This is a genomic window from Rhodanobacter sp. FDAARGOS 1247 (genome assembly GCF_016889805.1).
Classification (GTDB): domain Bacteria; phylum Pseudomonadota; class Gammaproteobacteria; order Xanthomonadales; family Rhodanobacteraceae; genus Rhodanobacter.
Genome location: NZ_CP069535.1, coordinates 2,331,371 through 2,354,368, shown reverse-complemented (window position 1 = coordinate 2,354,368; position 22,998 = coordinate 2,331,371). Strand labels below are relative to the sequence as shown.

Sequence of the window (22,998 nt, the reverse complement as noted above, 5' to 3'; positions counted from 1 at the left end):
CTGGCCTCGCATGCTCCGCCGCGAGCGCGGCCGACGTTGACGGGACGGTGCAGCCAGGGGAGCGCGATGTCTTCAACCAGGTGCAGCAGAACGCCTGGTATCTGCCGACGACGGATCATGTGGCGAAGTTGTTCGTGACCGAGATCGGGCAGGGTTCGCCGGTGGTGTTCCTGCATGGCGGTCCGGGGCGCGATTTCCACTACATCATCGATGCCTTGCGCCCGCAGTTGGAACAGCATGCCTTCGTCCTGTACGACCAGCGCGGCAGCGTCCTGTCGCCGGTGCCGGCGGGAACCGAGGGCAAGCTGACCATGCGCCAGATGGTGGATGACCTGGAGGTGTTGCGCGTCGCGCTGGGCCGCGATCGGCTGGTGCTGTTCGGGCACTCGTTCGGCAGCCTGCTGGCCATGGCTTATTACCGGGCCCATCCCGCGCACGTGGAGCGCCTGGTTCTGGCCGGCTCCCTGCCACCGGTGATGGACAAGGCCATGGCGGATGCCTACGACAAGGCGCTGGACCAGCGGGAAACCGCCATGATGTCGCGCGAAGACGCCATCGCGCGGGCGCTGGCCGAGGCCGGCCTGCCGTCGGACAAGGGCGGCGACACATCGCGGCAGGCGAGGATGCGATTGCGCATCCGCTACAACGCGCCGCTGGACCTGGTGCACGTGGAGCGCTGGCGTCAGCTCACCAGCGGCGGCATCTACTACAACCACGCGGCGGGCGCGGCGATTGCCGCGAGCATGCCTGCCTGGGACGTGCGTCCGGCGATCGCGGCGCACCCGGTGCCGATCACCGTCATCCAGGGAGACAGCGACTATCTTGATCCGTCGGCCCACTTGTGGTCCGCCCTGGCCAAGGCGGGAAAGATCCGCCTTCGCGTCATCCGTGATGCCGGGCACTGCGCCTGGATCGACCAGCCGCAGGCATTCGCCGAGGCGCTGCGCGATGGTTTGGACGGCCATTGACGAGAGTACGATCGACGAGACTGGTCGTGCTGCGGCGGAGCGACGGAGCCGTCTCGCCAGGCCGGCAGGAGATTTCGATCGCTGCGAAACGGGAGTGAGGATGAACGATCTTTTTCCAGAATCATTGCAGCCCGAAGCCATCGGCTTTGGCGCCATTCGTGACGTCGCGCCCGTGTTCTTCGCGCTCTATCCATCCGCCGACGATCTGCCACGGGTGCTTGCGTGGCGGCAGAAGGCATGTCGCCAGCACGGTGTTCCACCGGTAACGTTGCGCCCGGACGAGATATTGCACGTCAGTGTTGCGGAGGTCGGCGTGCCCCGGCGGCTGCGAGAGCCGCTGGAAGTGGCCCTGGGTCTGGCCGCGGAGGGCTTTTCGTACCGGCCATTCGAGCTCACCCTTGATGTGCTGGTGGGCGGCTTTGGGCGCGACGGCCGTGCACTCGTGGCGCTGGCGGATGCATCCAGCACGAACAGCATAAACGGCTTGCGCGTCGCGCTGGCCGATGCACAAAAGCCGTTCGGTCTTTCCGCCAGCCGGGGAACCATCGTCCCGCACCTCACCCTCGGCTATGGCGACGGCTTGTCAGCCGAACGCCGGTCGATCGAACCCGTCAGTTTCCACGTCGAAGCGGTCGATCTCGTTGCCAGCAACGTGGGCAAGTCGGAGCATCTGCATCTGGCCCGTTGGGTTCTGCAGTAACGCGGTCCCTGACGGTTTGCGTCGTGTGATGGGTTCGGATCTTTGTCCCGTTGATCCTGATGCCGTCTCGTGATTTTCGACCATCGAAAGGATTCCCATGGCTTACTCAATGAACCAGGTGGCCCTGTACCTCAACCTCGCTGCCGCACGGGTCAAGGCGGATGGCGACCTGCGTTATCTGATGGGGCCGGGAGCACCGAAGATCGGTGGCGGCGGCAATCTGCAGGAGACGCAGATACTCTTCGTGCGCGATGCGCTGTGGGTCGCCAACAACGACGATGCCGACACCGTGTTGCAGAAAGCCATACTCGAAAAGCTGCTGATCGGGACGCCGGAGGCACTCGTCGAGCATGTCGAGGCCTGCCAGACACGCGTCTTCAAACGCATGAAGCTCGGCGCGAAGGAGATTTTCGTGCCGCCGGGTTCACCCGCGGAAATTCTGCTCGCCGAACTTGCAGGCCTCGACGATGCGGGGGCCAAGCGTGACCTGGCCTATCCGCCTGCCCTTGGCGCCTTGCCAGTTGCCGGCAAGAAGCCCGTCGGCTACGCGCTGCAGCCACCGGGCACGGGCACAGCGCCAGCTGTCTCGGGCATCGTTTTTGTCACCGGCAACTACGAAGGTACCGTGGGTTCGGGGGATAACGAGCATGCTGAGCAGAAGCTGCTCGCGGCCTTGAGTCGGGTGCCCGACAGTGTGCGCGGCACATTGGCACTGTATGGTTGCAAGCGGCAATGCAGCGTTTGCAAAAGCGTGTTCGACAAGGCGATCCCGAAAGTCGCGTCGTCTTATCGCTACCTCAATTGCCGCGCCCACGACGACCCTGCGATCGAGAATTACCAGGCGCAGGCGCATCCCTCGGGGATCAAGGCGCTGGATGTCGATCGGTACTTTCCGGTGTAGTGCTCGCAGGCTTCAATAGCGACGCCGACCTGAAGGGACATGGCCAATGAACGTTGCTCGCCACCGCCTGTTCGTGGTGGCGAGCTCCAGTGGCTCCCGGTACTTCCGGCACACTCCCTCGGCCCGCTGTCAGGTCCAGCATTCCCCGCACCGATCACCACGATCCGCTGCGGGGGAGAGACGTCATGCCGACCATGGACCGCCGACAGTTCCTGAAGCTTTCCGCCACGCTGGGCGCGGCGCTGGCCCTGGGGTGCACGCCGTTGCGTCCTTCGTCGAGCGGCTGGCGCGAGCGGCGTGAGGTGTATCCGCAAGGCGTCGCCTCCGGCGATCCGGATGACAACAGCGTCCTGCTGTGGACGCGGCGTCCGTATGCGGATGGGCGCACCAGCGCCACGTTGCGGGTCGAGGTGGCGCAGGACCCGGCCTTCACCCGGGTGATCGCGACCACGGCGGCGCGGGTGTCGGCCGCGTCCGACTGGACCTGCCGGGTGCTGGTCGGCCAGCTGCCGTCGGCCCGTGAATACTGGTATCGCTTCGTGGACGAGGAGGGCAACGGCAGCCGCATCGGCCGCACGATGACGGCCCCCGCGCCCGATGATGCACGGCCGGCACGCTTCGCCTTCGTCAGCTGCCAGGACGTGTGCGAGGGCGCGCTGAACGCCTATCGACGCATGATCTTCGAAGACGAGCGCGCCGCGCCCGAGGATCGCATCGGTTTCGTGCTGCACCTGGGCGACTTCGTCTACGAGGTCGTGCAATACCCCGACCAGGTCAAGGACGGCCATCGCTACGACCGCCGCATCACGTTCCCGGTGCACTACCCGACAGGCAAGACGGTCGCCAACAACCGTTACTGGGTGCCGGCCTCGCTGGAGGATTACCGCGCCCTCTACCACGGCTACCTGCAGGACCCGGACCTGCAGGATGCGCGTGCGCGCTGGCCGTTCGTGGCGGTGTGGGACAACCACGAATTCTCCTGGCAGGGTTGGCAGTCGATCCAGGAGTTCCCCGGCACGGAAGGCTGGGTGCCCGCCCAGACGCTCAAGGTCGCCGCCAACCAGGCCTGGTTCGAATACCAGCCGGCGCGGGTCGCGGCACCGGGCGCCAGCCTGGACAGCTTCGCCGCGCCGCACGTCGTCGACACTCTGGTTACCGAGTTCGATGACGACGGACTGGGGCGCGAAGCCAACAACCTCGCCGCCATCAACAGCCTGATCGTGTACCGCGCCCTGCGCTGGGGCCGGCACATCGACCTGATCCTCACCGACCAGCACAGCTTCCGCTCGCGTGACCCGGGTTCGCACGACGAGATCAACCCGCTGTTCGAAGGCGACCAGCTGGGCTGGGTGCCCGAGGAACTGGCGATGCAGATCGACGGCGGCCGCGACTATGCCGGCGGCCATCCGCCGGCGAAGCTGTCCTTCCGCGGCAAGAGCGTGGCGAACTACCGCGCCGGCGAAGCGGCGCAGACATTGCTGGGGGCGAAGCAGAAAGCCTGGTTCCTCGAACGCCTGCGCGGCGCGCAAGCCACCTGGAAGATCTGGGGCAATTCGCTGGGCACGCCCGACTGGCGCGTGGACCCGCAGCATCTTCCGCCCGCGCTGGGCGCGTGGTCCGGCGAAGGTTATGCCGTGATGGCCACCAGCGACTGGGGCGGCGCGTACCACGAACGCGCGGAGATCTTCGACACCGTGCGCGACGGGGGCATCACCGGTTTCGCGATTGTCTCGGGCGACCGCCACAGCTTCTGGGCCGGCTACGCGGCCAAGGCCCTGCCGCCCGCCGCGTTCGAGCCCGTGGGCGTCACCTTCGTGGGCGGCTCGCTGATTTCCCCGGGGATGCTCGAAGCCTCCGAGCACAACCTGAAAAAGGACGATCCGCTGCGCCCGTTGTACGTCGCCAATCCGGGCAACGGACCCACGCAGCCCACCGTCAACCTGCTGATGCATCACGGCGTGCGCTCGGCGCTGGAGTTCGCCAGGAGCGGCGACCTCAAGAAGGCGCACGCCGTCAGCAATCCCGAGCTGGCCCCGCACCTCGCCTTCGTCGACATGGGTGGCCACGGCTACGCGACCATCCGCGTCGACGCCAGCACGATGGCCACCGACTTCATCTGCATCCCGCGCCCGATCGAGCGCAATCCGAGCCCGGACGGCGGCCCGCTGCGCTATCGCGTCCGCCACGAAGTGCCACTGTGGCAGGCCGGCGAGCGACCGCGGATGCGGCAGACGGTGGTGGAGGGCGATCCGGGCCTGGCGGTGTGACGCACGGCGAAAGCGGATAGGCTCTGACGCCGCGCAGCCCGGGTTGCAAGCTCCGCGATCGGGAAGGAAACTTCCGCGGCGACAGACAGAAAGTGCCGGGCGATCCGGTCGGTCAGGGATTCAGGGGAAAGACGTGCCAGGGACGAGCTTCGGCGACATGTGGCGGGCGTATTGCGAGGTGCGACGTGGGCCGCTTCCGATGCGCCCTTGGCGCGCCACGTCCATGCCCGTCAGGGACTGTTGCACCGGCGTGGTTTCGGGCGATCACTGGTGAGGCCTGGGTCGGATCGATCGCGGCGAGCGCTCGCGGGCCTGCTGTGCTTCGTCGTCATGGTGCTGGTGGCGGCCACGGCGAGCACTGCGATCGCGCAGGACGCCAGTCCGGCCGACGACCAGCCTGCCATGCTGTCGCGCGACACGAAGATTGCGGTGGGGTACGGCCATGCGATCGAGGTCGACGAGACCACGCGGGTCAACGCATGGGCTCCGCCGGGATTCCAACGGGACCTGGCGTTTCCGGGCCGCAAGCTCAAGCCCGTCGACGTGTACTTCGTGGGGGCAAGCGAGAGCCACCAGATCTTGAACGCCGAGGTTGTGCCGTGGGTCGACGGCGTGCGCATCCAGGTGCCTCCGGGGCGTCGCAGCGGACCACGTGAATTTGAAATCGAATTCCGCATCCTGCATGGCGTCGCCGTCGACGAGGGCAGGCTGGTCTGGCCGCTGACTATGGCCGGCGATCGACTGCCGCTGCAACACGCTCGCCTGGAGGTAAGCCTGCCGGAGGAGACGCCGTCCAGCCAGATTCATGCGTACTTCCAGCTCGATGGCGTGCAGGTGGACGAGGGCGAGATCCACGTCAGCGGAACCCGGATGACGCTCGACTGGGCCGCGGGCATCGCGCCGGGGCAGGCGCTGGATGCGGTGGTCACCTTTCCGAGGGTGAGCGAGGCATGGTCGTTCGACGCACCGAAGGCGCCAGGGTGGATGTTCAACGGACCGCTGTGGCTGGCGGTGCTGGCGATGTACTGCCTGATCGCGAAACGGCTCATCAGCGGTGGCGCCGGCAAGCCCGTGATCGTGGAGTACGAAGCGCCGCCAGGCTGGTCCGCCGGTGCCATCCGGTTGCTGTGGCATGGCTTCTGGGATCGCGGATGCTTTGCCGCCGGAGTGCTCGGCATCGCGGCCAAGGGCGGGCTCACGCTCGCCCAAGCGGACGACGGCAGCTGGTTGGCCACGCGCACGGGCGATGACGGCATGCCAGGCCTGACGGCTGACGAACGCTTGCTGCGCCGGGCCTTGTTCACGTTCGGCCACACGGTGTCGTTTTCGGAAGGCAACGCCGACAGCACCGGCCTTGCCGAGATGGCTTATCGACGCGCGGTGGAAGCACGCTGCGCGGACGAGCGCCCGCTGGACCCCGCCTTGTTGCTGATGCCGGGCTGGTTCATCGCGCTGGGGGCGGCGACGCTGTTGTTCTTCGGCATCGACAGTCGATGGACGATGATCGCCGAGATCATCGTGATCAGCCTGATGAGTGCGCTTGCGCTGGCGATCGCCGCGGGCACGGTTCGGCTTGCGCTCCTGCGTGCGACCCGGGCACAGGCGTTTTTCGTGGCGGCGATCTGTGCGGCCGGCCTGATGGGCGGTGGTGATCGGGCGGACTGGCTGGCGGGCGCCGCACTGCTGGCCGGCCAGGTCGTCGCCGGCTGGTGGTTGCTGCGTCAACCCCAGGCCGACACGCCGGTGCTGCACAAGCTGCGCGGCTTCCGCTGGTATCTCGATACGGCCGAACAGCAGGACATGGATGCGCGTTACAAGCCGTCGCTGCATCCCGAACTTCAGGCCAGCCTGCTGCCGTATGCGATGGCACTGGACGTGGAAGTGACCTGGAACACCCATTTCGCGCAGTCGCTGGAGGAGGCCGGAAGGCAGACCGAGTTCACCGCCAGCCTGAATTCCGACAACGAACAGGCCGCGCTGAATCTGCTGGCCTTTGCCCAGTCCCTGGTGCAGCGCGTCCCGCAGTGATGCTCATCGGCGCGGCTTGCTGATCCGGTGGATGCGTCGTGTCGGCCCCGCTGCGTCAGGCAACCTGGTTCAGTTCGACCTCGACAAGGGCGCGGGCATCGGCGTCGGCGGCGAAGAATTCGGCGGGCTTGAATGCCAGCACGCCGGCAATCAGCAGCGTGGGAAAAGTCTCCAGGGCGGTGTTGTACTCGCGCACCGAGCCGTTGTAGAAACGCCGCGCGTGCTGCAGCGTGTCTTCGATTTCCACCAACCGGGTGGCGAGCTGGCTGAAATTGCTGCTGGCCTTGAGCTCGGGCCAGGCTTCGCCCAGCGCGACCAGCCGGCCGAGGTGCTGGCCGAGCGCGAGCTCCGGCGCGATTCGTTGTGCCGGACTGTTGGCGTTCATGGCGGCGCTGCGCTCGCGGGCGATGCTTTCCAGCAGTTGCCGCTCGTGGCTGGCGTAGCCCTGGACCGTTTCGACCAGCATCGGCACCAGATCGTGTCGACGCTGCAGCTGCACATCGACATCGCTCCAGCCGTTGCGAACCTGGTTGCGCAGGCGTATCAGCCGATTGAACAGCCAGATCGCGCCGACGGCGAGCAGCAGGCTCGTTGTGTAGAAGATCAAGTGACGCCTCCTGATGCCGGCCCGTGGGCGCGTGGCCCACTGAACCTCGCCGCATGTCGTAACCCCAAAGCGCCCCGCCATGTGGCGGAGCAAGACTGGCGCCAGAGTAAACCGTCCCGGCGAAAAGGTGTCAGGGGCAACGATCGATGAAAGGCCTGGCTCAGTCGCCGATGCGCCGCCAGACCGAGATGGGCACGTTGCCGTCCGGACGTGGCGGCACCCGGTAGCTGAGCGTGTCGCCGCGCAACTCGAAGCTGCGGCTCTGCTGCTGTCCCTCCCAGTTGGGAAAGGAGGCGCCTTCGATGCGGAACACCAGATGGTGGTCCGGTTCGACCGCGACCGTGCCGTAGTGGGTGCTCGAGCCCATCACGGCTGCCTGGTATTCCGGCGCGGTCGCCCTGGCCTTGCTCGGGTCGGCAAAGCGGGGGCGGTCGCTGCGGTAGAGCTGCAGCGAGTAATGCCCCGCGTGGTCGATCAGCAGCAGGCCCTTCGGCGCGGCGCCGTAGTCGCGCGAGCGCGAGCCATCCGGGTGCAGCACGTCGGCCGCCACCAGGGTCCAGGTTCCGGCCAGCGAGATTTCGCCATGGGTGTCGTTTGCCGGAGTGCCGGCGGAGCAGGCCAGGCCGGGCAGCAGGCAGGCGATGGCGGCAAGACGGGAGAAGCGGCGGTGCGGGTTCATGGGGTTTTCCTCTGTCGAATCGGGGGGAGGCCGCACCGATCGTAGGGTTTGAAAGCCTGCGGAAAAAGCGAATAATTCGAGGACGACACTTTCGAATTGCTTACCGATGCCGCTCCCCAACCTCGACATGGATGCACTGCGCAGTCTGGTGGCGATCCTGCGCCTGGGCGGTCTGGCCCGTGCCGCGGAGCGGATCGGCCGCTCGCCGTCGGCGATCAGCCAGCAGATGCGCAAGCTGGAAGCTCAACTGGGCGAACCGCTGTTTCGCAAGCAGGGTCGCCGCGTGGTGCTGACCGAGGCGGGCGATCGGGTGCAGGCGTACGCGCGGCGCATCCTGGAGCTCAACGACGAGGCCGTGCATGCGGTGCGTGGTGCGGCGATCGAGGGCACGGTGCGTTTCGGCCTGCCGGGCGATTTCGCCGAGTCGTGGTTGCCGGCGGCGCTGGGCCAGTTCCGCCAGGCCTATCCGGCGGTGCGCGTGGACGTGCTGGTCGAACCCAACCGGCGGCTGCTCGAACGGCTCGACCGCGGCGAACTCGACCTGGTGCTGGCCATGAACCAGGGCGCTCGCGCGGACGCCGAACACCTGGCCACGCTGCCGATGAGCTGGATCGGACCGAAAGGCACGGGCAAGCTTGTGCGGCCCGACCGCGCGCTGGACCTGGCGCTCTATCAGCCGCCGTGCTTCTTCCGCCAGGCCGGCACGGCTGCGCTGGATCGGGCCGGCATCGCGTGGCGACCGGCCTTCGTCACCGCCAGCCTGCACAGCCTGTGGGCTGGCGTGGGCGCGGGGCTGGGCATCACCGTGCGCACGGCCGCCGATCTTCCGTCCACGCTGATGCGCCTGGGCCCGCAGCACGGCCTGCCGCCGCTGCCGGGCGTGGAGCTGTGCCTGCACACCGCTCCCGGCGCGCCGTCGGCAGCGCTGACCCGGCTGCGGCAAGCCGTGATGGAGCAGGCGCAGCTGCATCTGGGCCGGACGGCGAGGAAGGGAAGCGGCCCAGGCGACCGCTGACAAGGTGTCGCCGCGTTGTCGAAATGGCCAGCTCCTGTTCGTCGTGAACAGGAAGCAGCCACGACTGCGCAACCGGAAGGCATGGCATGAGCGAATACCTGATCTACTTCAACCAGCCGTGGGTCGGCGAGCATTCCGAAGCGTGGTTCGCGACGCGCGGTCCGCTGGCCAGGGCAGTGGTGGAGGAAATGAAGGCGGCCGGAGTCTACCTGTTGGCCGGCGGCCTGGAGGAGGATCCGGACGCGGCCTTCACCGCGGATGCGACCGGCGGCACGTTGAGATTCAGCGACGGGCCCTACGTGCGGAATCCGCAGTTTCTGGGCGGATTCGCCGCGATCGACGTGGCCGACGAGGCAGCGGCGAGGCGATGGGCCGGCAAGCTGGCCGAAGCCTGCGGCTGGCCCCAGGAAGTTCGCCGGTTCAAGTCGTAGTCCGGAAGAAATACGACGGACGGGCCACCGCACTCTGACCCTTTCTTGTTTGTGGGAGGCATGAAATGACACGCGCAGTCGATGCCGGGAAGTCAAGTGACAAGGTGGCAGCAAAGGCCAAGGCCAGCCGGGTCGCCAGGGCGGGGCGAAGGCGGGCGAACCTGGCAGGCGTGCGGCGGAGCCCGTGGTCGCCACGAAGCTGCTGGCAGCCATGACTGGCCGCGCGAGCTCGGCGAAGGCCAGGGACGGGGACGAGCCGGTTTTTGCCTATATCCGCAGCCTGCCGCAACCGCAACGCGGCATCGCCGAATCCGTCGATGCCCTGGCGGCCAGGACCTTGCCGGACTTGAAGCGCTCGGTGAAGTGGGGCATGGCGTGGTATGGCGTCGGCGATGGCTGGTGTTTCTCGTGCGGCGGTTTCATCGGCCACGTCAAGCTCACCTTCGGCCGCGGCACCTCGCTGCAGCCCGTGCCGCCGGTCAAGCCGATCGGGATGGGCAAGGACTCGCGCGGCGTGGACCTCGCGTCGGTGGAGGAACTCGACGAACGCCAGGTCGCCGCGTGGATGCAACAGGCCACGGCCATTCCCGGTTTCGGCGGGAAGAAGCGCTGAGTTGTCGGACCGGCGACGTTTCGGTGTGCTGGTCGAGGCCGCTGGCGCCGGCGTGCATGCGGCGGACGCACCTCCTGGAGACAGAACAGACAAGTGCAGCTGTCCCGTGTCCCGCTGGTAATCACCCGGGGCGGTGGATGCGCGGGTGGCCTGAAAGCGGATCGATGTCGGACCGGGGTACGGCGGCCGGTGCCGGACGGCGGCAGACCTGGCGTGTCGCGGGATCGACCTCGAACCGCTCTCCGCGTTCGTTCTCGATCAGCAGCTTGCCGCCTTCGACGCGCAACGAGCGGAACCACACGTCCTGCACGTCGCCTTCCAGCTCGGGACGACGCGGATTTTCGTAGACCTTCAGCCGCCACACTTCGCGCTGGGAGGCGTCGCACGCGGCGAGCATGCCGCCGATCTGGCCGTCCGTTTCAAGCGCGCCGGAAACCTGGGCATAACGCATGCCCTCGATGAAAACCGGCGGCACGCGCGGAGGAGGCACGCGGCTGGCGCAGGGCTTGGCGTGGTGGGTCATGGCGTCTGCCTCGTGCATAGTTGATCCGGGTAAAGGTAGCGCAAAGGTGTCGAAGCATGGCCTCCGCTCGGCATGGCCCGTGACCCTCGGCTACCATCCCTGGCCATGAATCATTCCGCCGACACGATCCGATGCAGGGCGAAGCTGCTGCGCCCTGCGATTCCGAAAGACGCGAGCTGGGCGTTCCTGGTGCTGCCGACGGCAGCGAGCGCGAAGCTGCCGACACGCGGCATGGTGACGGTGGACGGCCTGCTAGACGTCCATCCGTTCCAGGCCACGCTGGAGCCGGACGGCCAGGGCAGCCACTGGCTCAAGGTGGAACAGGCCCTGCGGGAAGCCGCCGGGATCGCCGTGGGTGACACGATCCAGCTGGCGTTCGCACCGGTCGGGGTGGAGCCGGAGCCGAAGCTGCCCGCCGATCTGCGCAAGGCACTCGCCGCCCAGCCCGCGGCTCTTGCGTCCTGGGACGACATCACGCCCGTGGCACGTCGGGACTGGATTCACTGGATCAGCTCGGGCAAGAAGGCGGAGACGCGCGAACGACGCATCCACACGGCCTGCGACATGCTTGCCAGCGGCAAGCGTCGCGCCTGTTGCTTCGATCGCTCGGGCATCTACAGCAAGGCTTGCAGTGCGCCGAAAGCGGCCGAATGAGGCGTTGGCACGGCACGGGTTGCGGATGGCCTCGATGCAGTGACGCATCAGGAAGATCCGCCTGCATGCGCGGGAAGGCCGCGGGCTCGACGGTTGCCTCGCGCTGAATTCAGCGCGGCAGCGCGGCCTGGCGTTCCTGCAGGAAACGGCGGACGGCGGGGTCGCTGGCCAGGCCGATTGCCATGTCGAACGCGTCGCGGGCTTCGGGATAGGCATGGGTTCGGGCCAGCAAGGCCGCGCGTGCGGCCCAGTAAGGCTGGTATTGCAGCAGCCGCCCGTCGGCGGCGAGTGTTTCCAGGATATCCAGCGCAGCGGGCGGATCTTGCAGTTCGGCGATGGCCAGCGCGCGGTTGAGCGCGACCACCGGTGAGCCGGAGAGCGCAAGCAGCGCATCGTAGATCTGCACCTCGGGCGTCCAGTCGGTGCGCCCGCTGCGGCGACGCTCGACATGCGCGGACTGCAGCGCGGCTTCGAGTTGATGCCGACCGATGCGGCCCAGCGTGCTGGCGCGCAGCAGCAGGGCTTCCGCCTCGTCGATCATCGCGTTGTCCCACAGCGCGACATCCTGCTCGGCCAGCGGCACGTAGTCGCCCGCCGCGTTGCGGCGGGCACCACACCTGGCCTGCGCATGCAGCAGGCAGGCCAGCAGACCCAGCGCCTCGGGTTCCTGCGGCAGCAGCCGGGCCACCAGGTCGGCGAGGAACAGCGCTTCGGCCGTGAGGTCGCGACGGATCAGGTCGGTGCCGCCGGGATCGCTCCAGCCTTCCGCGTAGGCGGCGTAGATCGCATCCAGCACGCCGTCCAGCCGTCCGGCCAGCTCGTCGCGCGAGGGGATGGCGAACGGAATGCCCGCTTCGCGGATCTTCTGTTTCGCCCGTCCCAGGCGTTTGCCCATGGCCTCGGGTGATGCGAGAAACGCCGAGGCGATCGTTTTCGCATCCAGCCCCAGCACGGCCTGCAACATCAGCGGTGCGCGGATGCCCGCGTCGATCGCCGGATGGGCGCAGGCGAACAGCAGCGCGAGGCGCTGGTCGGGGATGGCCTGGTCATCCGCGATCGCCGCTGCGGTGTCGTCGATCTCCGCCAGAAGCTGCAGCTGTGCCGCGGCCGCTTCGCCACTGCGACGGCGGCGAATGCCATCGATGCCCTTGCGCCGGGCCACGGTCAGCAACCATGCCTCCGGGTTGGCGGGACAGCCGTTGCGCGGCCAGTCCGCCAGCGCGGAGGCGAATGCCTCGGACAACGCATCCTCGGCCGCCGCCACGTCGCGCATGGCGGCGGCCAGGAACGCGATCAGCTTGCCGTAGCTGCGACGCGCTACGGCGTCTGCAGTACGGCGTGCCTGTGCCGCGGCTTCCAACTACATGCTCCAGACCGGCCGCACTTCAATCGTGCCGTGGCTGGCCCCGGGGCAGCGTGCGGCCCAGGCCAGCGCCGCATCCAGGTCCGGCACGTCGATCAGGTAATAGCCGGCCAGTTGTTCCTTGGAATCCACGTACGGTCCATCCAGCACCTGCGACTTGCCGTCGGCGACGTGCACGGTGGTGGCGGTCGTGCTGTTCTGCAGGCGGTTCGAGCCGACCAGCGCGCCGCCGGTCTTCAGCGCCTGCGTGTAGGCCGCATAGGCGGCGACGCCCTGAGCCTGTTCGGCCGGGGTCATCTGCGACCAGCTGCCCTCGTTTCCATACAGCATCAACAGATATTGCATCGGAGTTCTCCACGGTGAGTGATCGGCGGGCAGTGTGCGCCGCCATTCCCATGACGCGCGAGCTTCAGCGATTTGGACACATCGCGTCGCCCCCCGGCAACGCTGTCTGTCCGCAGGCGCGTGCCTTCGGCTGCTCGCGGGCGACGCGTCGACCGTCATCGTCGACGGCGACCGCGTTGCTGCCCGCAGGTTTTTGCAGGGGCTGCAGTGGCCGGCAATCCCGCTAGACTCGACTTCCCGCTTCCGTTCTGGAGATGGCTGATGAACCTGCGCCACTGGTCTTCGGTGTTTGCCTGCGTGTTGATGCTTGGCCTGTGCGTCCCGGGACGCGCGGCCGAAGCGCCGCTGCGGGTGATGACGTTCAATGTGCGGGTGCCCGCGGATACCGGCATGAATGCGTGGGAGAACCGCCGCGACCTGATGGTGCAGGTAATCAAGGAGCAGCATCCGGACCTGCTCGGCACCCAGGAACTGACCGAGGAGCAGGGCGAATATCTTGCCGCGCATCTGCCGGGCTACGCGTGGTTCGGACAGGGACGCGACGGTGGAACCAAAGGTGAACACATGGGCGTGTTCTACCGTACGGATCGCCTGGCGGTGGAGCACTCCGGCGACTTCTGGCTTTCCGATACGCCCGACGTGCCGGGCAGCCGGACCTGGGGCCAACCGCTCCCCCGCATGGTGACCTGGGCCCGGTTTCACCGGCGCGATGGCGGCGGCAGCTTTGTCTATCTCAACACGCACTTCCCGTATCGCGAAGAGGATGTGCGACCGCGCATGTTGAGCGCGAAGGAGATCGTGCAGTGGATCGGCAAGCTCCCGGCGGACACTCGGGTGATCCTGGCCGGGGATTTCAACTGCGCGCCCGAAACGCCGGTGCACGCCGCGTTGACGCATGACCTGCAGGATGCGTGGATGACGGCGGCGTCGCGCTCCGGCCCGGCGAAGACATTCCACAATTTCACCGGCAACCCCGACCAGCGCATCGACTGGATACTGAGCCGCGGCTTCAAGGCGATCACCGTCCACACGATCACCACCCACGACGGCGCACGCTATCCCTCCGATCATTTTCCCGTGATCGCCGAGTTCGGTCGGTAGCGCCACGCCGGACGACTGCGTCGCGAACACGACGCAAAATTTTGCGAAGTGACCGTGCTTTGAATGGACGGCCGTGCCCGCGCTCCGGCGATTGATCCAAACGGAGTAGGCTCAGCCGCCGACGCATCGCATAGTGATCGCGTCGCCATTTCGTGGCGGCTGCCTGGCGCAACATCGGCGTCATGTTGCCGGAGCGACGTCAAATCAACATCAGGGGCAAAAGGGAGGCCTTCATGAACCATCGTCGTGCATTGCGTGGCGTGTCCGCGCCAGTCCGTTTTCATCCGCGTCCGCTGGCTGCCGCGTGTGCAGTCGCGTTGTTTGCCCTCGCCGGCGCCGGACCTGCCGCCGCGCAGGACACCACGACCCAGCCGCAGGCGGCGCCCGTCAGCACGACTGCGACGGCACAGGACGGCAAGGCGAAGCCCGGCGACAAGGCCGGCAAGAAGTCGAAGCAGCCGGTGACGGACATGAGCGGCGTGGTGGTGACCGGCATCGCCAGCAGCATCGCCAGTTCGATGAAGACCAAGGAGGACGCCAACAACATCGTCGAGGCGATCTCCGCCGAGGACATCGGCAAGCTGCCCGACGTCAGCATCGCCGACAGCCTGTCGCGCGTGTCGGGCCTGGCCACCCAGCGCGCCGATGGCCATGCCAACGCGATCGCCATTCGCGGCCTGTCGCCGGATTTTGCCGGCACCACGCTGGACGGGCGCGAACAGGCCACGGTGGGCGAGAACCGTGGCGTGGAATACGACCAGTATCCCGCCGAGCTGATCAACGGCGTGACCATCTACAAGACGCCCGATGCCAGCCTGGTCGGACAGGGCCTGTCCGGTACGGTGGATCTGCACACGATCAATCCGCTGGATCTGTCCAGGCGCACCTTGGTATTCAACCTGCGCGGCGAACACAACGGCAACGGCTCGCTGAATCCGGGCACCGGCACCGATACGAATGGCCATCGCGCCAGCTTTTCGTACGTCGACCAGTTCTTCAACCACACGCTGGGTCTCGCGATCGGTGTCGCCACGGTCGACCAGCCGATCCAGGAGAAGCAGTACCAGGCGTGGTGGTGGAGCGCCGACAACGGCAGCGCCGGCATCGACCAGAACTGGGGCGGCCCGCACACGCCGGGCATGCCGGACAACTTGATCTCGCAGGAAGGCATGCAGCTGCGCGCGCAGTCGCAGAGCCAGAAGCGCAACGGCCTGATGACCGTGCTCGAGTGGGCGCCGAACGACACCTACTACTCGAAGCTGGACATGTACTACTCGACTTTCACCAAGCGCAAGTTCACCAACGGCGCGCAGTGGTCGAGCAGCCCGTACGACAACGTCGGCTACGACAACGTGCAGACCGTGCCCGGCCAGCCGCTGCCCATCGTCACCGGCGGCACCATCCTCGGCGTCGCGCCGATCCTGCAGAACGAATACACCAAGGAACACGACAAGCTCTACTCGATCGGCTGGAACAACAAGCTGTACCTGGGCGACTGGACGCTGATGGCGGACCTGTCCTCGTCCAGTGCCCGAGTGAAGCTGCACGATGCCTACCTGTTCAGCGGACTGGCGAACGGCGCCCTCACCGACGTCGCGTTCAACACGTCCAGTGGCTTCGGCTATCCGGACTTCCGCCCGGTGGCCAACCTGGCCGACCCCGGCACGATGGTGTTCACCGATCCGGACAACTACGGCTACAACGGTCGCGAGGAGCTGGACCGCCAGGACGACACCATCCACGCGCTGCGCCTGCAGGCCAGCCATGCGGTGGGCTGGATCTTCAGCGACATGGATTTCGGCGTGGCGTATTCCGACCGCACCAAGACCAAGCATGCCGACGTGCTGTTCGCCTACCTCGACGGCAACGGTTCGACCCAGGACACCTACCAGAACCACTTCAGCGCGCCGGTCGATCCCTCGCTGCTGTACAACCCCACCTCGCTGGGCTACGGCGGCATTTCCGGCATCCTCAACTACAACGTGCTGGGCGCGCTGTATGGCAACCAGTTCTACCGGGTGCCCAAGAACGGTCAGGGTGACTGGAGCCGCAACTACTCCGTCGAGGAGAAGGTGCCGCTGGCCTACGTGAAGTTCAACATCGACACGCGCCTGGGCGACATCCCGCTGCGCGGCAACGTGGGCGTGCAGTTCGTGCATACCGACCAGTCGTCGCGGGCGCTGCAGACCAATGGCGACACCCTGGTCAGCAGCATCCGGGATGGCGCGACGTACAACAACGTGTTGCCCAGCCTGAACCTGGTGGCCGAGATCGGCGAGCGGCAATACTTGCGTCTGGGCCTGGCCAAGACCATGGCGCGCGGTCGCATCGACGACGAGAAGGTGTCCACCTCGGCCGGCGTGTCGAAGATCACCGACGGTCCCGGCGCGGGTCAGGTGCTGTGGTCGGGCAGCGGCGGCAACCCACAGCTGCGCCCGTACGTGGCGGTCGGCACCGACCTGTCGTGGGAGAAGTATTTCGGCAACGCCAGCTACGTGGCCGCGGCGGTGTTCCACAAGAACCTGCTCAACTACATCTACAACCAGACCGTGCTGGACTACGACTTCTCCAATTACACCAACGACACGCCGACCCTGGTGCCGACCAGCAACATCGGTTCGTTCACCACGCCGGAAAACGGCACCGGCGGCAAGATGGATGGCCTGGAATTGTCCGGCGCGCTGGAGGGCGGCCTGCTGGCGCATGCGCTGGAAGGGTTTGGTGCGCAGGCGAACTTTTCGCTGACCAACAGCTCGATTCCGCTGTCGTCGATTTCGTCCGTCCCGGGCGGCCCGAAGACCTTGCCCGGCCTGTCGCGCAAGGTGGCGAACCTGGCGCTGTTCTACGAACGCTATGGCTTCTCGGTGCGCGTGGCCGAACGCTATCGCTCGTCGTTCACCGGCGAGGCGGTGGCCCTGTTCGACCAGCTGGGCTACACGAAGATCCTGGCCAACCGGCAGACCGACCTGCAACTGGGCTACGCGTTCAGCAGCGGACGCTGGAATGGACTGTCGCTGCTGCTGCAGGTCAACAACCTGACCAACTCGTCGGATTCCTCGGTGCAGGTCGCCACCTTGCCGAACAACGTGCCGATGACCCGGCCGCTGGAATACGACACCTGGGGGCGCACGGTCCTGTTTGGCATCAACTACAAGTTGTAGGCTGGGCCGGCAAAACCGGACAGCTCTCCCCGATCGCCATTCCCGCATGGGCTGGAATGACGATCGGAAGCGGTGGTGGTTCGCGGTTCGCACGGGTACGTGGCGCACGGGCTTGGCATCGCGCGCAGGTTTGATGATTTGAGTGAGAGTTCCGATGATCGGTAGCCGGTGGGCGGGTCTGGCTTGCGCCAGCGTGGTGATGTTGATGGCAGGCCGTGGTGCGGTGGCAGCGCAGACGGCTTCGCCCGGGGTGGGCAAGCCCACGCACTACACCGACTGGCCGCACATCGCCTCGCCCCGGAAGACCGACCCGCAGCTCGATGCCCGGGTGCACGACATCGTGGCGCGGATGAGTCTGGCGCAGAAGATCGGCCAGATGACCCAGGCGGAGATCAAGTCGATCACGCCCGACCAGGTGCGCCAGTTCTACATCGGCTCGGTGCTCAACGGCGGCGGCTCGTGGCCGCAGGGCAACAAGCACGCCGGCGCGGCGGACTGGCTGGCGCTGGCGGATCACTACTACGACGCGTCGATGGCGGTCGATGCGCCGGTGAAGGTGCCGCTCATCTGGGGTACGGACGCGGTGCACGGCCACAGCAACGTGTTCGGCGCCACGCTGTTCCCCCACAACATCGGCCTGGGCGCGGCGCATGACCCGGAGCTGATCCGGCAGATCGGCGCGGCCACTGCGCGCGCCGTGCGCGCCACCGGTGTCGACTGGGCCTTCGCACCCACGCTGGCGGTGGCGCAGAACGCGCGCTGGGGCCGCACCTACGAAAGTTTTTCCAGCGACGGTCCGCTGGTGCATGTCTACGCCCGCGCCTACGTCGACGGCTTGCAGGGGCATTTCGGCGACGCCAACGTGCTGGCCACCGCCAAGCACTTCATCGGCGATGGCGCGACCGCCAACGGCACCGACCAGGGCGTGGCGAAAGTGAGCCGACGCGACATGATCAACGTGCACGGCGCGGGCTATGTCGGCGCGCTGGAAGCGGGCGTGCTCAGCGTGATGGCGTCGTACAACAGCTGGGACGACGCGGTCGACGGGATCAACTACGGCAAGATGAGCGGCGCCCGTGCGCTGCTGACCGGCGCGCTGAAGGAGAAGATGGGCTTCCCCGGTTTCATCGTGTCCGACTGGAACGCGATCGGCCAGTTGCCCGGCTGCAGCAATGCCAGTTGTCCGCAGGCGATCAAGGCCGGCATCGACATGGTGATGGTGCCCGACGACTGGCGCGCTTTCATCGCCAACACCACGCGCCAGGTGCAGGACGGCGAGATCCCGATGGCGCGCATCGATGATGCGGTGAGCCGCATCGTGCGCGCCAAGCTGGTGATGGGTGCGTTCGACAAGCGTCCGTCGCAGCGCGCGGGGGCCGGCGACGCGAGTCGCCTGCAGGATCGGGCGCTGGCGCGCCGCGCGGTGCGCGAGTCGCTGGTGCTGCTGAAGAACAACCACGACGTGCTGCCGCTCAGGCGCGGCAGCAGGGTGCTGGTGGTCGGCAAGAGCGCCGACAGCATCGCCAACCAGGTCGGCGGCTGGTCGCTGACCTGGCAGGGCACCGACAACGGCAACGCCGACTTCCCCAACGCGACCAGCGTGCTGGCCGGCATCCGCGCGGCCGACGGCGCGGCGAACGTCAGCTACCGCGCCACGGCCGACGGCGTGGATCCCGGGACGTTCGACACGATCATCGCGGTGATCGGCGAAACCCCGTACGCGGAAACCATGGGCGACATCACTCCCTCGGCCACGCTGCGCCACGGCGATCGTCACCCCGAGGACCTGGCCGTGCTGAAAGCGGCGGCGGCGTCGGGCAAGCCGGTGGTGACGGTGTTTCTGTCCGGACGTCCGCTTTTCGTCAACGCGCTGCTCAACCATTCCGACGCGTTCGTGGCCGGCTGGCTGCCCGGCTCGGAAGGCGAGGGCATCGCCGACCTGCTGTTCGCCGACGGGCAGGGCAAGCCCGCGTTCGATTTCACCGGCACGCTGTCGATGCCGTGGCCGGGCGTGCCATGCCCGTACGCCGGCGACGATCAGGCGGCGAACTGGCTGTTCGCGCGTGGCTACGGCCTGCACTATCGCGCCCACCACGAGCTGCCGGCGCTGCCGCTGCATGCCGGGGTCATGACCTGCGCCAACAGCTCGACGCTGCCGATCTTCCACACGCTGGCGCAGTCGCCCTTTGCGCTGTACCTGGGCGCGGGCCATGACGGCAAGAAGGTGCAGGCGGTGGGCGCGGATCTGAATGCGGTGATCGAGTGGCCTGCCGACCAGCCTGTTTTCAGCCTGCGCACGGTGCAGGTCAACACGCAGCAGGATGCGAAGTCGATCACCTGGCGCGGGCCCGGCCGGTTCTTCGCGCAGAGTCCGCAGCCGACCGACCTGACGCCGCTGCTGGCCACCCATGCCGCGTTGCAGTTCGACCTGGTGATCGGCACGCCGGCACGTGGTCCGGTCATGATCTACATGGGCTGCGGCGAGGGCTGCACGCGGACGGTGGATGTCAGCGCGATGTTCGCCGCGTACAAGACGGGCCAGCGGCATGCGGTGTCCATCCCGTTGCAGTGCTTCATCCGGCCCGGGGCGGACCTTGCCCATGTCGACGTGCCGTTCGGCGTGCTCGCCGCGCCGCCGTTCTCGGCCGCGTTCGCGAATGTGCGGATCGCGGCGGACAGCGCCAGCGCCGCAGAGGCGACCTGTCCCGGGACGGTGGCGCGATGAGCGTGGAACCGGGGGTGCACCGATCCGTCCAGGGCAAGCGATCGCACCATGGATGAAGCTTCGGGGGTGGGTCGCTGGACGCCCCTGCTGTCGGTGGTGCTGCTGACACTGGTGGCGCTGGCGGCGATGGACTGGCCGCGCCCGGGCCTGTTCGCGGGGACCACGGGCAAGGTGCTTGCGCTCACCGGCCCGCGGGTCCACGTGTGGCTGAGCACGGCGGATCGCCGCCTGCAGCTGGCGGCGCAGTCCGACACGTTCGCACATCCGCAGGCCGCCGGTGCGGGCGAGGCCGATGTCGTCATCGACCTCGACCGGAAGTACCAGACCATGGCCGGTTTCGGGGCGGCGCTCAGCGATTCGTCGGCGTGGCTGATCCAGAACCGGCTCAGCCCTGCGCAGCGCAGCGCCTTGCTGCAGGAGCTGTTCGGTCCGCCGCCGGGCCTCAACTTCAACATGCTGCGCATCACCATCGGCGCCTCGGATTTCTCGCTGCAGCATTACAGCCCGGACGACATGCCCGCCGGCCAGGTCGATCCCGACCTGCAGCATTTCAACGTCGTCGTGGACCAGCGCAATGTCATCCCGGTGCTGCACGACATCCTGGCCATCCAGCCCGGCGCGCTGATCATCGCCTCGCCGTGGAGTGCGCCGGCGTGGATGAAGAGCAGCGCCAACCTGGTCAGCGGCACCTTGCTGGAATCCTGGGAGGCGACCTATGCGACCTACCTGGTGCGCTTCGTGGATGCGTTCCAGGGTGCCGGCATACCGATCTTCGCGCTGACCGTGCAGAACGAGCCCGCGTTCGAACCGCTGACCTATCCGGGCATGACCCTGCCCGCCGATGCGCGCGCCCGCATCATCGGCAAGTATCTCGGCCCCGCCCTGGCAGGGCGCAAGCCGGGAACGGTGATCCTGGGCTGGGACCACAACTGGGATGCGCCGGACCAGCCGCTGAGCGTGCTGGCCGATCCCGATGCACAACGCTATCTCGCGGGCATCGCCTGGCATTGCTACAGCGGCGACCCGAGTGCGCAGACCACGGTGCACCGCGCGTTTCCCCGCAAGGACGCCTACCTCACCGAGTGCTCGGGTGGCGATTGGCCGTCCGCCCGCAACGGCGAGCTGCTGCTGTTTGCGCGCAACATCGTGATGATGGGGGTGAAGAACTGGGCGCGGGGCGTGGTCTACTGGAACCTGGCGCTGGACGAAAACCATGGCCCCCACGCGGGCGGCTGCGACGAGTGCAAGGGCGTGGTCACCATCGATTCCACCACGGGCGCGATCAGCCGCAATGACGAGTATTACGCATTCGCCCATTTCAGCCGGTTCGTGTTGCCGGGCGCGGTGCGGGTGAAGTCCGGCAACACCAACGCGGGCGTGCACGAAGTGGCTTTCCAGAATCCGGACGACGGCTCGGTGGTGCTGGTGGCGGTCAACGGCAACACCCAGACCAACCGCCTGTCGGTGCGGCAGGGCGCATTGCGCTTCGAGTACGACCTGCCCGCCAGCAGCGTGGCAACGTTTGTCTGGGCGCGCGATGGCGCGGATGCGCCGGCCACCGCAACGATCGCCGCGCCGAGCTCCGACACTTCCCCGCGCCCGGGCGGCAAGCCATGAGCGGCATGTTCCATTCGCTGCGCAGTCACAACTATCGGCTGTGGGCCGCCGGTGCCCTGGTGTCCAACGTGGGCACGTGGATGCAGCGGGTGGGCCAGGACTGGCTGGTGCTCACCGTGCTGACCCACCACAACGCGACCGCGGTGGGCACGGTGATGGCGCTGCAGTTCGGCCCGCCGTTGCTGTTGCTGCCGCTGACCGGGCTGGCCGCCGATCACCTGGATCGCCGCAAGCTGTTGCTGTTCACCCAGGCGGTTTCGGGCCTGCTGGCGCTGGGGTTGGGCCTGGTCACCATCACCGGCGTGGTGCAGCTGTGGCAGGTGTACGGCTTTGCCCTGCTGCTGGGCATCGTCACCGCGTTCGACGCGCCGGCACGGCAGGCCTTCGTGTCGGACCTGGTTACCGACGACGACCTGGCCAACGCGGTGGCGCTGAATTCCGCCTCGTTCAACGCCGCCCGCATGCTGGGGCCGGCGGTGGCCGGCGTGCTGATCGCCGCGGTCGGCGAGGGCTGGCTGTTCCTGATCAACGCGGGTTCGTACGCCGCGGTGATGGTGTCGCTGTGGATGCTGCGGGTGGACGAACTGCACGCCGAGGCGCGGCCTGCCAGCACGCGCGGCAGCCTGCTCGCGGGGTTTCGCTACGTGGGGCGACGGCCGGACCTGATGGCCGTGCTGGTGATGCTGTTCCTGCTCGGCACGTTCGGTTTCAACTTCGCCATCTACATTTCGACCATGTCGGTGACGGTGTTCCACGGCGACGCCAGCCAGTACGGCCTGCTGACCTCGTCGATGGCCGCGGGCACCATGTGCGGGGCGCTGCTTTCGGCCCGGCGCGAACTGCCCGGCATGGTGCTGATGGGCGGTGCCGCGGCGGCGTTCGGCCTCACCCTGGCGCTGGCGGCGGTGATGCCCGGTCCGCTCCTGTTCGCCGGCGTGCTGTTCTTCGTGGGCGTGGCCGCGCTCACCTTCATGACCGCCAGCAATTCCATGATGCAGCTCACCACCGAACGCGGCATGCGTGGCCGGGTGCTGGCGTTGCGGATTGCGGTGGTGATGGGCGGCACGCCGATCGGCGCGCCGCTGGTCGGCTGGGTGGTCGACCACTTCGGCGCACGCTGGGCGCTGGGAGTGGGCGCGCTGGCCGGCGTGGCCGCGGCGGCCGTGGCGGCGACCTACCTGGTCAGGCACCGGCACCTGCGGCTGTTGCGGAGCGGAGGCCGGCTGCGTCTGGCCATCCATCCCGAACCGGCCGACGTGACCGCGGTTCGTGTGGCTGCGGGCGAGCGGGTGACTTGAGT

At 67.5% G+C, this 22,998-nt stretch carries 19 protein-coding genes; 14 read left to right on the top strand and 5 right to left on the bottom strand.

Translation table 11 applies throughout. The features are described from left to right. Positions 1-47: 47 nt before the first annotated feature. From I6J77_RS10755 to I6J77_RS10735, 5 genes are all read left to right on the top strand, one after another. Positions 48-968: an alpha/beta fold hydrolase gene (locus I6J77_RS10755; RefSeq protein WP_204108974.1), complete on the top strand. Its 921-nt coding sequence runs from the start codon at positions 48-50 to the stop codon at positions 966-968. A gap of 100 nt (positions 969-1,068) precedes the next feature. Then, positions 1,069-1,668, top strand: a complete 600-nt coding sequence (locus I6J77_RS10750) for a 2'-5' RNA ligase family protein (RefSeq protein ID WP_204108973.1) — start codon at positions 1,069-1,071, stop codon at positions 1,666-1,668. 97 nt (positions 1,669-1,765) lie between these two features. Next, positions 1,766-2,569 (top strand): hypothetical protein, encoded by an 804-nt coding sequence (locus I6J77_RS10745; RefSeq protein ID WP_204108972.1) that lies wholly within the window; start codon positions 1,766-1,768, stop codon positions 2,567-2,569. 185 nt (positions 2,570-2,754) lie between these two features. Beyond that, positions 2,755-4,836: an alkaline phosphatase gene (locus tag I6J77_RS10740; protein ID WP_204108971.1), complete on the top strand. Its 2,082-nt coding sequence runs from the start codon at positions 2,755-2,757 to the stop codon at positions 4,834-4,836. A 207-nt stretch (positions 4,837-5,043) separates the two neighbouring features. Beyond that, positions 5,044-6,864: a DUF2207 domain-containing protein gene (locus tag I6J77_RS10735; RefSeq protein ID WP_204108970.1), complete on the top strand. Its 1,821-nt coding sequence runs from the start codon at positions 5,044-5,046 to the stop codon at positions 6,862-6,864. Positions 6,865-6,919: 55 nt separating this feature from the next. Here the strand turns inward: I6J77_RS10735 and I6J77_RS10730 are convergent, their stop codons facing one another. Together I6J77_RS10730 and I6J77_RS10725 are read right to left on the bottom strand one after the other, a co-directional pair. Continuing rightward, complete coding sequence (locus tag I6J77_RS10730; protein ID WP_204108969.1) at positions 6,920-7,471, bottom strand: LemA family protein; 552 nt, start codon at positions 7,469-7,471, stop codon at positions 6,920-6,922. A gap of 160 nt (positions 7,472-7,631) precedes the next feature. Next, positions 7,632-8,150, bottom strand: coding sequence for a lipocalin-like domain-containing protein (locus tag I6J77_RS10725; protein ID WP_204108968.1), 519 nt, complete (start codon positions 8,148-8,150; stop codon positions 7,632-7,634). Positions 8,151-8,256: 106 nt separating this feature from the next. On the opposite strand from I6J77_RS10725, the gene I6J77_RS10720 reads away from it, so the two are divergent. The 3 genes from I6J77_RS10720 (at position 8,257) to I6J77_RS10710 (ending at position 10,209) form a co-directional block, all read left to right on the top strand. Continuing rightward, the gene (locus tag I6J77_RS10720; RefSeq protein ID WP_204108967.1) at positions 8,257-9,165 is read left to right on the top strand and encodes a LysR substrate-binding domain-containing protein; all 909 of its coding nucleotides are present in this window, start codon (positions 8,257-8,259) and stop codon (positions 9,163-9,165) included. A gap of 86 nt (positions 9,166-9,251) precedes the next feature. Next, complete coding sequence (locus I6J77_RS10715; RefSeq protein WP_204108966.1) at positions 9,252-9,596, top strand: YciI family protein; 345 nt, start codon at positions 9,252-9,254, stop codon at positions 9,594-9,596. 211 nt (positions 9,597-9,807) lie between these two features. Then, entirely contained in the window at positions 9,808-10,209 is a 402-nt protein-coding gene (locus I6J77_RS10710) for a DUF1801 domain-containing protein (RefSeq protein ID WP_239308935.1), read from the top strand. Positions 10,210-10,330: 121 nt separating this feature from the next. On the opposite strand, the gene I6J77_RS10705 is transcribed toward I6J77_RS10710, so the two are convergent. Beyond that, entirely contained in the window at positions 10,331-10,732 is a 402-nt protein-coding gene (locus I6J77_RS10705; protein ID WP_204108964.1) for a hypothetical protein, read from the bottom strand. A 105-nt stretch (positions 10,733-10,837) separates the two neighbouring features. Between I6J77_RS10705 and I6J77_RS10700 the strand changes: the two genes are divergently transcribed. Then, positions 10,838-11,386 carry a YdeI/OmpD-associated family protein gene (locus tag I6J77_RS10700; protein WP_204108963.1) on the top strand — a complete coding sequence of 183 codons (549 nt, stop codon included), beginning with the start codon at positions 10,838-10,840 and terminating at the stop codon, positions 11,384-11,386. Between the two features lie 109 nt (positions 11,387-11,495). Here I6J77_RS10700 and I6J77_RS10695 read toward each other — a convergent pair whose 3' ends face one another. Next, complete coding sequence (locus tag I6J77_RS10695; protein ID WP_204108962.1) at positions 11,496-12,746, bottom strand: RNA polymerase sigma factor; 1,251 nt, start codon at positions 12,744-12,746, stop codon at positions 11,496-11,498. Next, complete coding sequence (locus I6J77_RS10690) at positions 12,747-13,094, bottom strand: YciI family protein (protein ID WP_056718254.1); 348 nt, start codon at positions 13,092-13,094, stop codon at positions 12,747-12,749. A 207-nt stretch (positions 13,095-13,301) separates the two neighbouring features. On the opposite strand from I6J77_RS10690, the gene I6J77_RS10685 reads away from it, so the two are divergent. The 5 genes from I6J77_RS10685 to I6J77_RS10665 all read left to right on the top strand — a co-directional run bounded on the left by I6J77_RS10685 (position 13,302) and on the right by I6J77_RS10665 (position 22,996). Further along, the gene (locus I6J77_RS10685; RefSeq protein WP_239308933.1) at positions 13,302-14,195 is read left to right on the top strand and encodes an endonuclease/exonuclease/phosphatase family protein; all 894 of its coding nucleotides are present in this window, start codon (positions 13,302-13,304) and stop codon (positions 14,193-14,195) included. 233 nt (positions 14,196-14,428) lie between these two features. Next, positions 14,429-17,356, top strand: a complete 2,928-nt coding sequence (locus tag I6J77_RS10680; protein WP_204108961.1) for a TonB-dependent receptor — start codon at positions 14,429-14,431, stop codon at positions 17,354-17,356. Positions 17,357-17,561: 205 nt separating this feature from the next. Continuing rightward, positions 17,562-20,081 (top strand): glycoside hydrolase family 3 N-terminal domain-containing protein, encoded by a 2,520-nt coding sequence (locus I6J77_RS10675; RefSeq protein ID WP_239308931.1) that lies wholly within the window; start codon positions 17,562-17,564, stop codon positions 20,079-20,081. Positions 20,082-20,129: 48 nt separating this feature from the next. Further along, entirely contained in the window at positions 20,130-21,698 is a 1,569-nt protein-coding gene (locus I6J77_RS10670; RefSeq protein WP_204108960.1) for a glycoside hydrolase family 30 beta sandwich domain-containing protein, read from the top strand. Beyond that, the gene (locus I6J77_RS10665; RefSeq protein WP_204108959.1) at positions 21,695-22,996 is read left to right on the top strand and encodes an MFS transporter; all 1,302 of its coding nucleotides are present in this window, start codon (positions 21,695-21,697) and stop codon (positions 22,994-22,996) included. The genes I6J77_RS10670 and I6J77_RS10665 overlap by 4 nt, the downstream gene beginning before the upstream one ends. Positions 22,997-22,998: the final 2 nt, after the last annotated feature.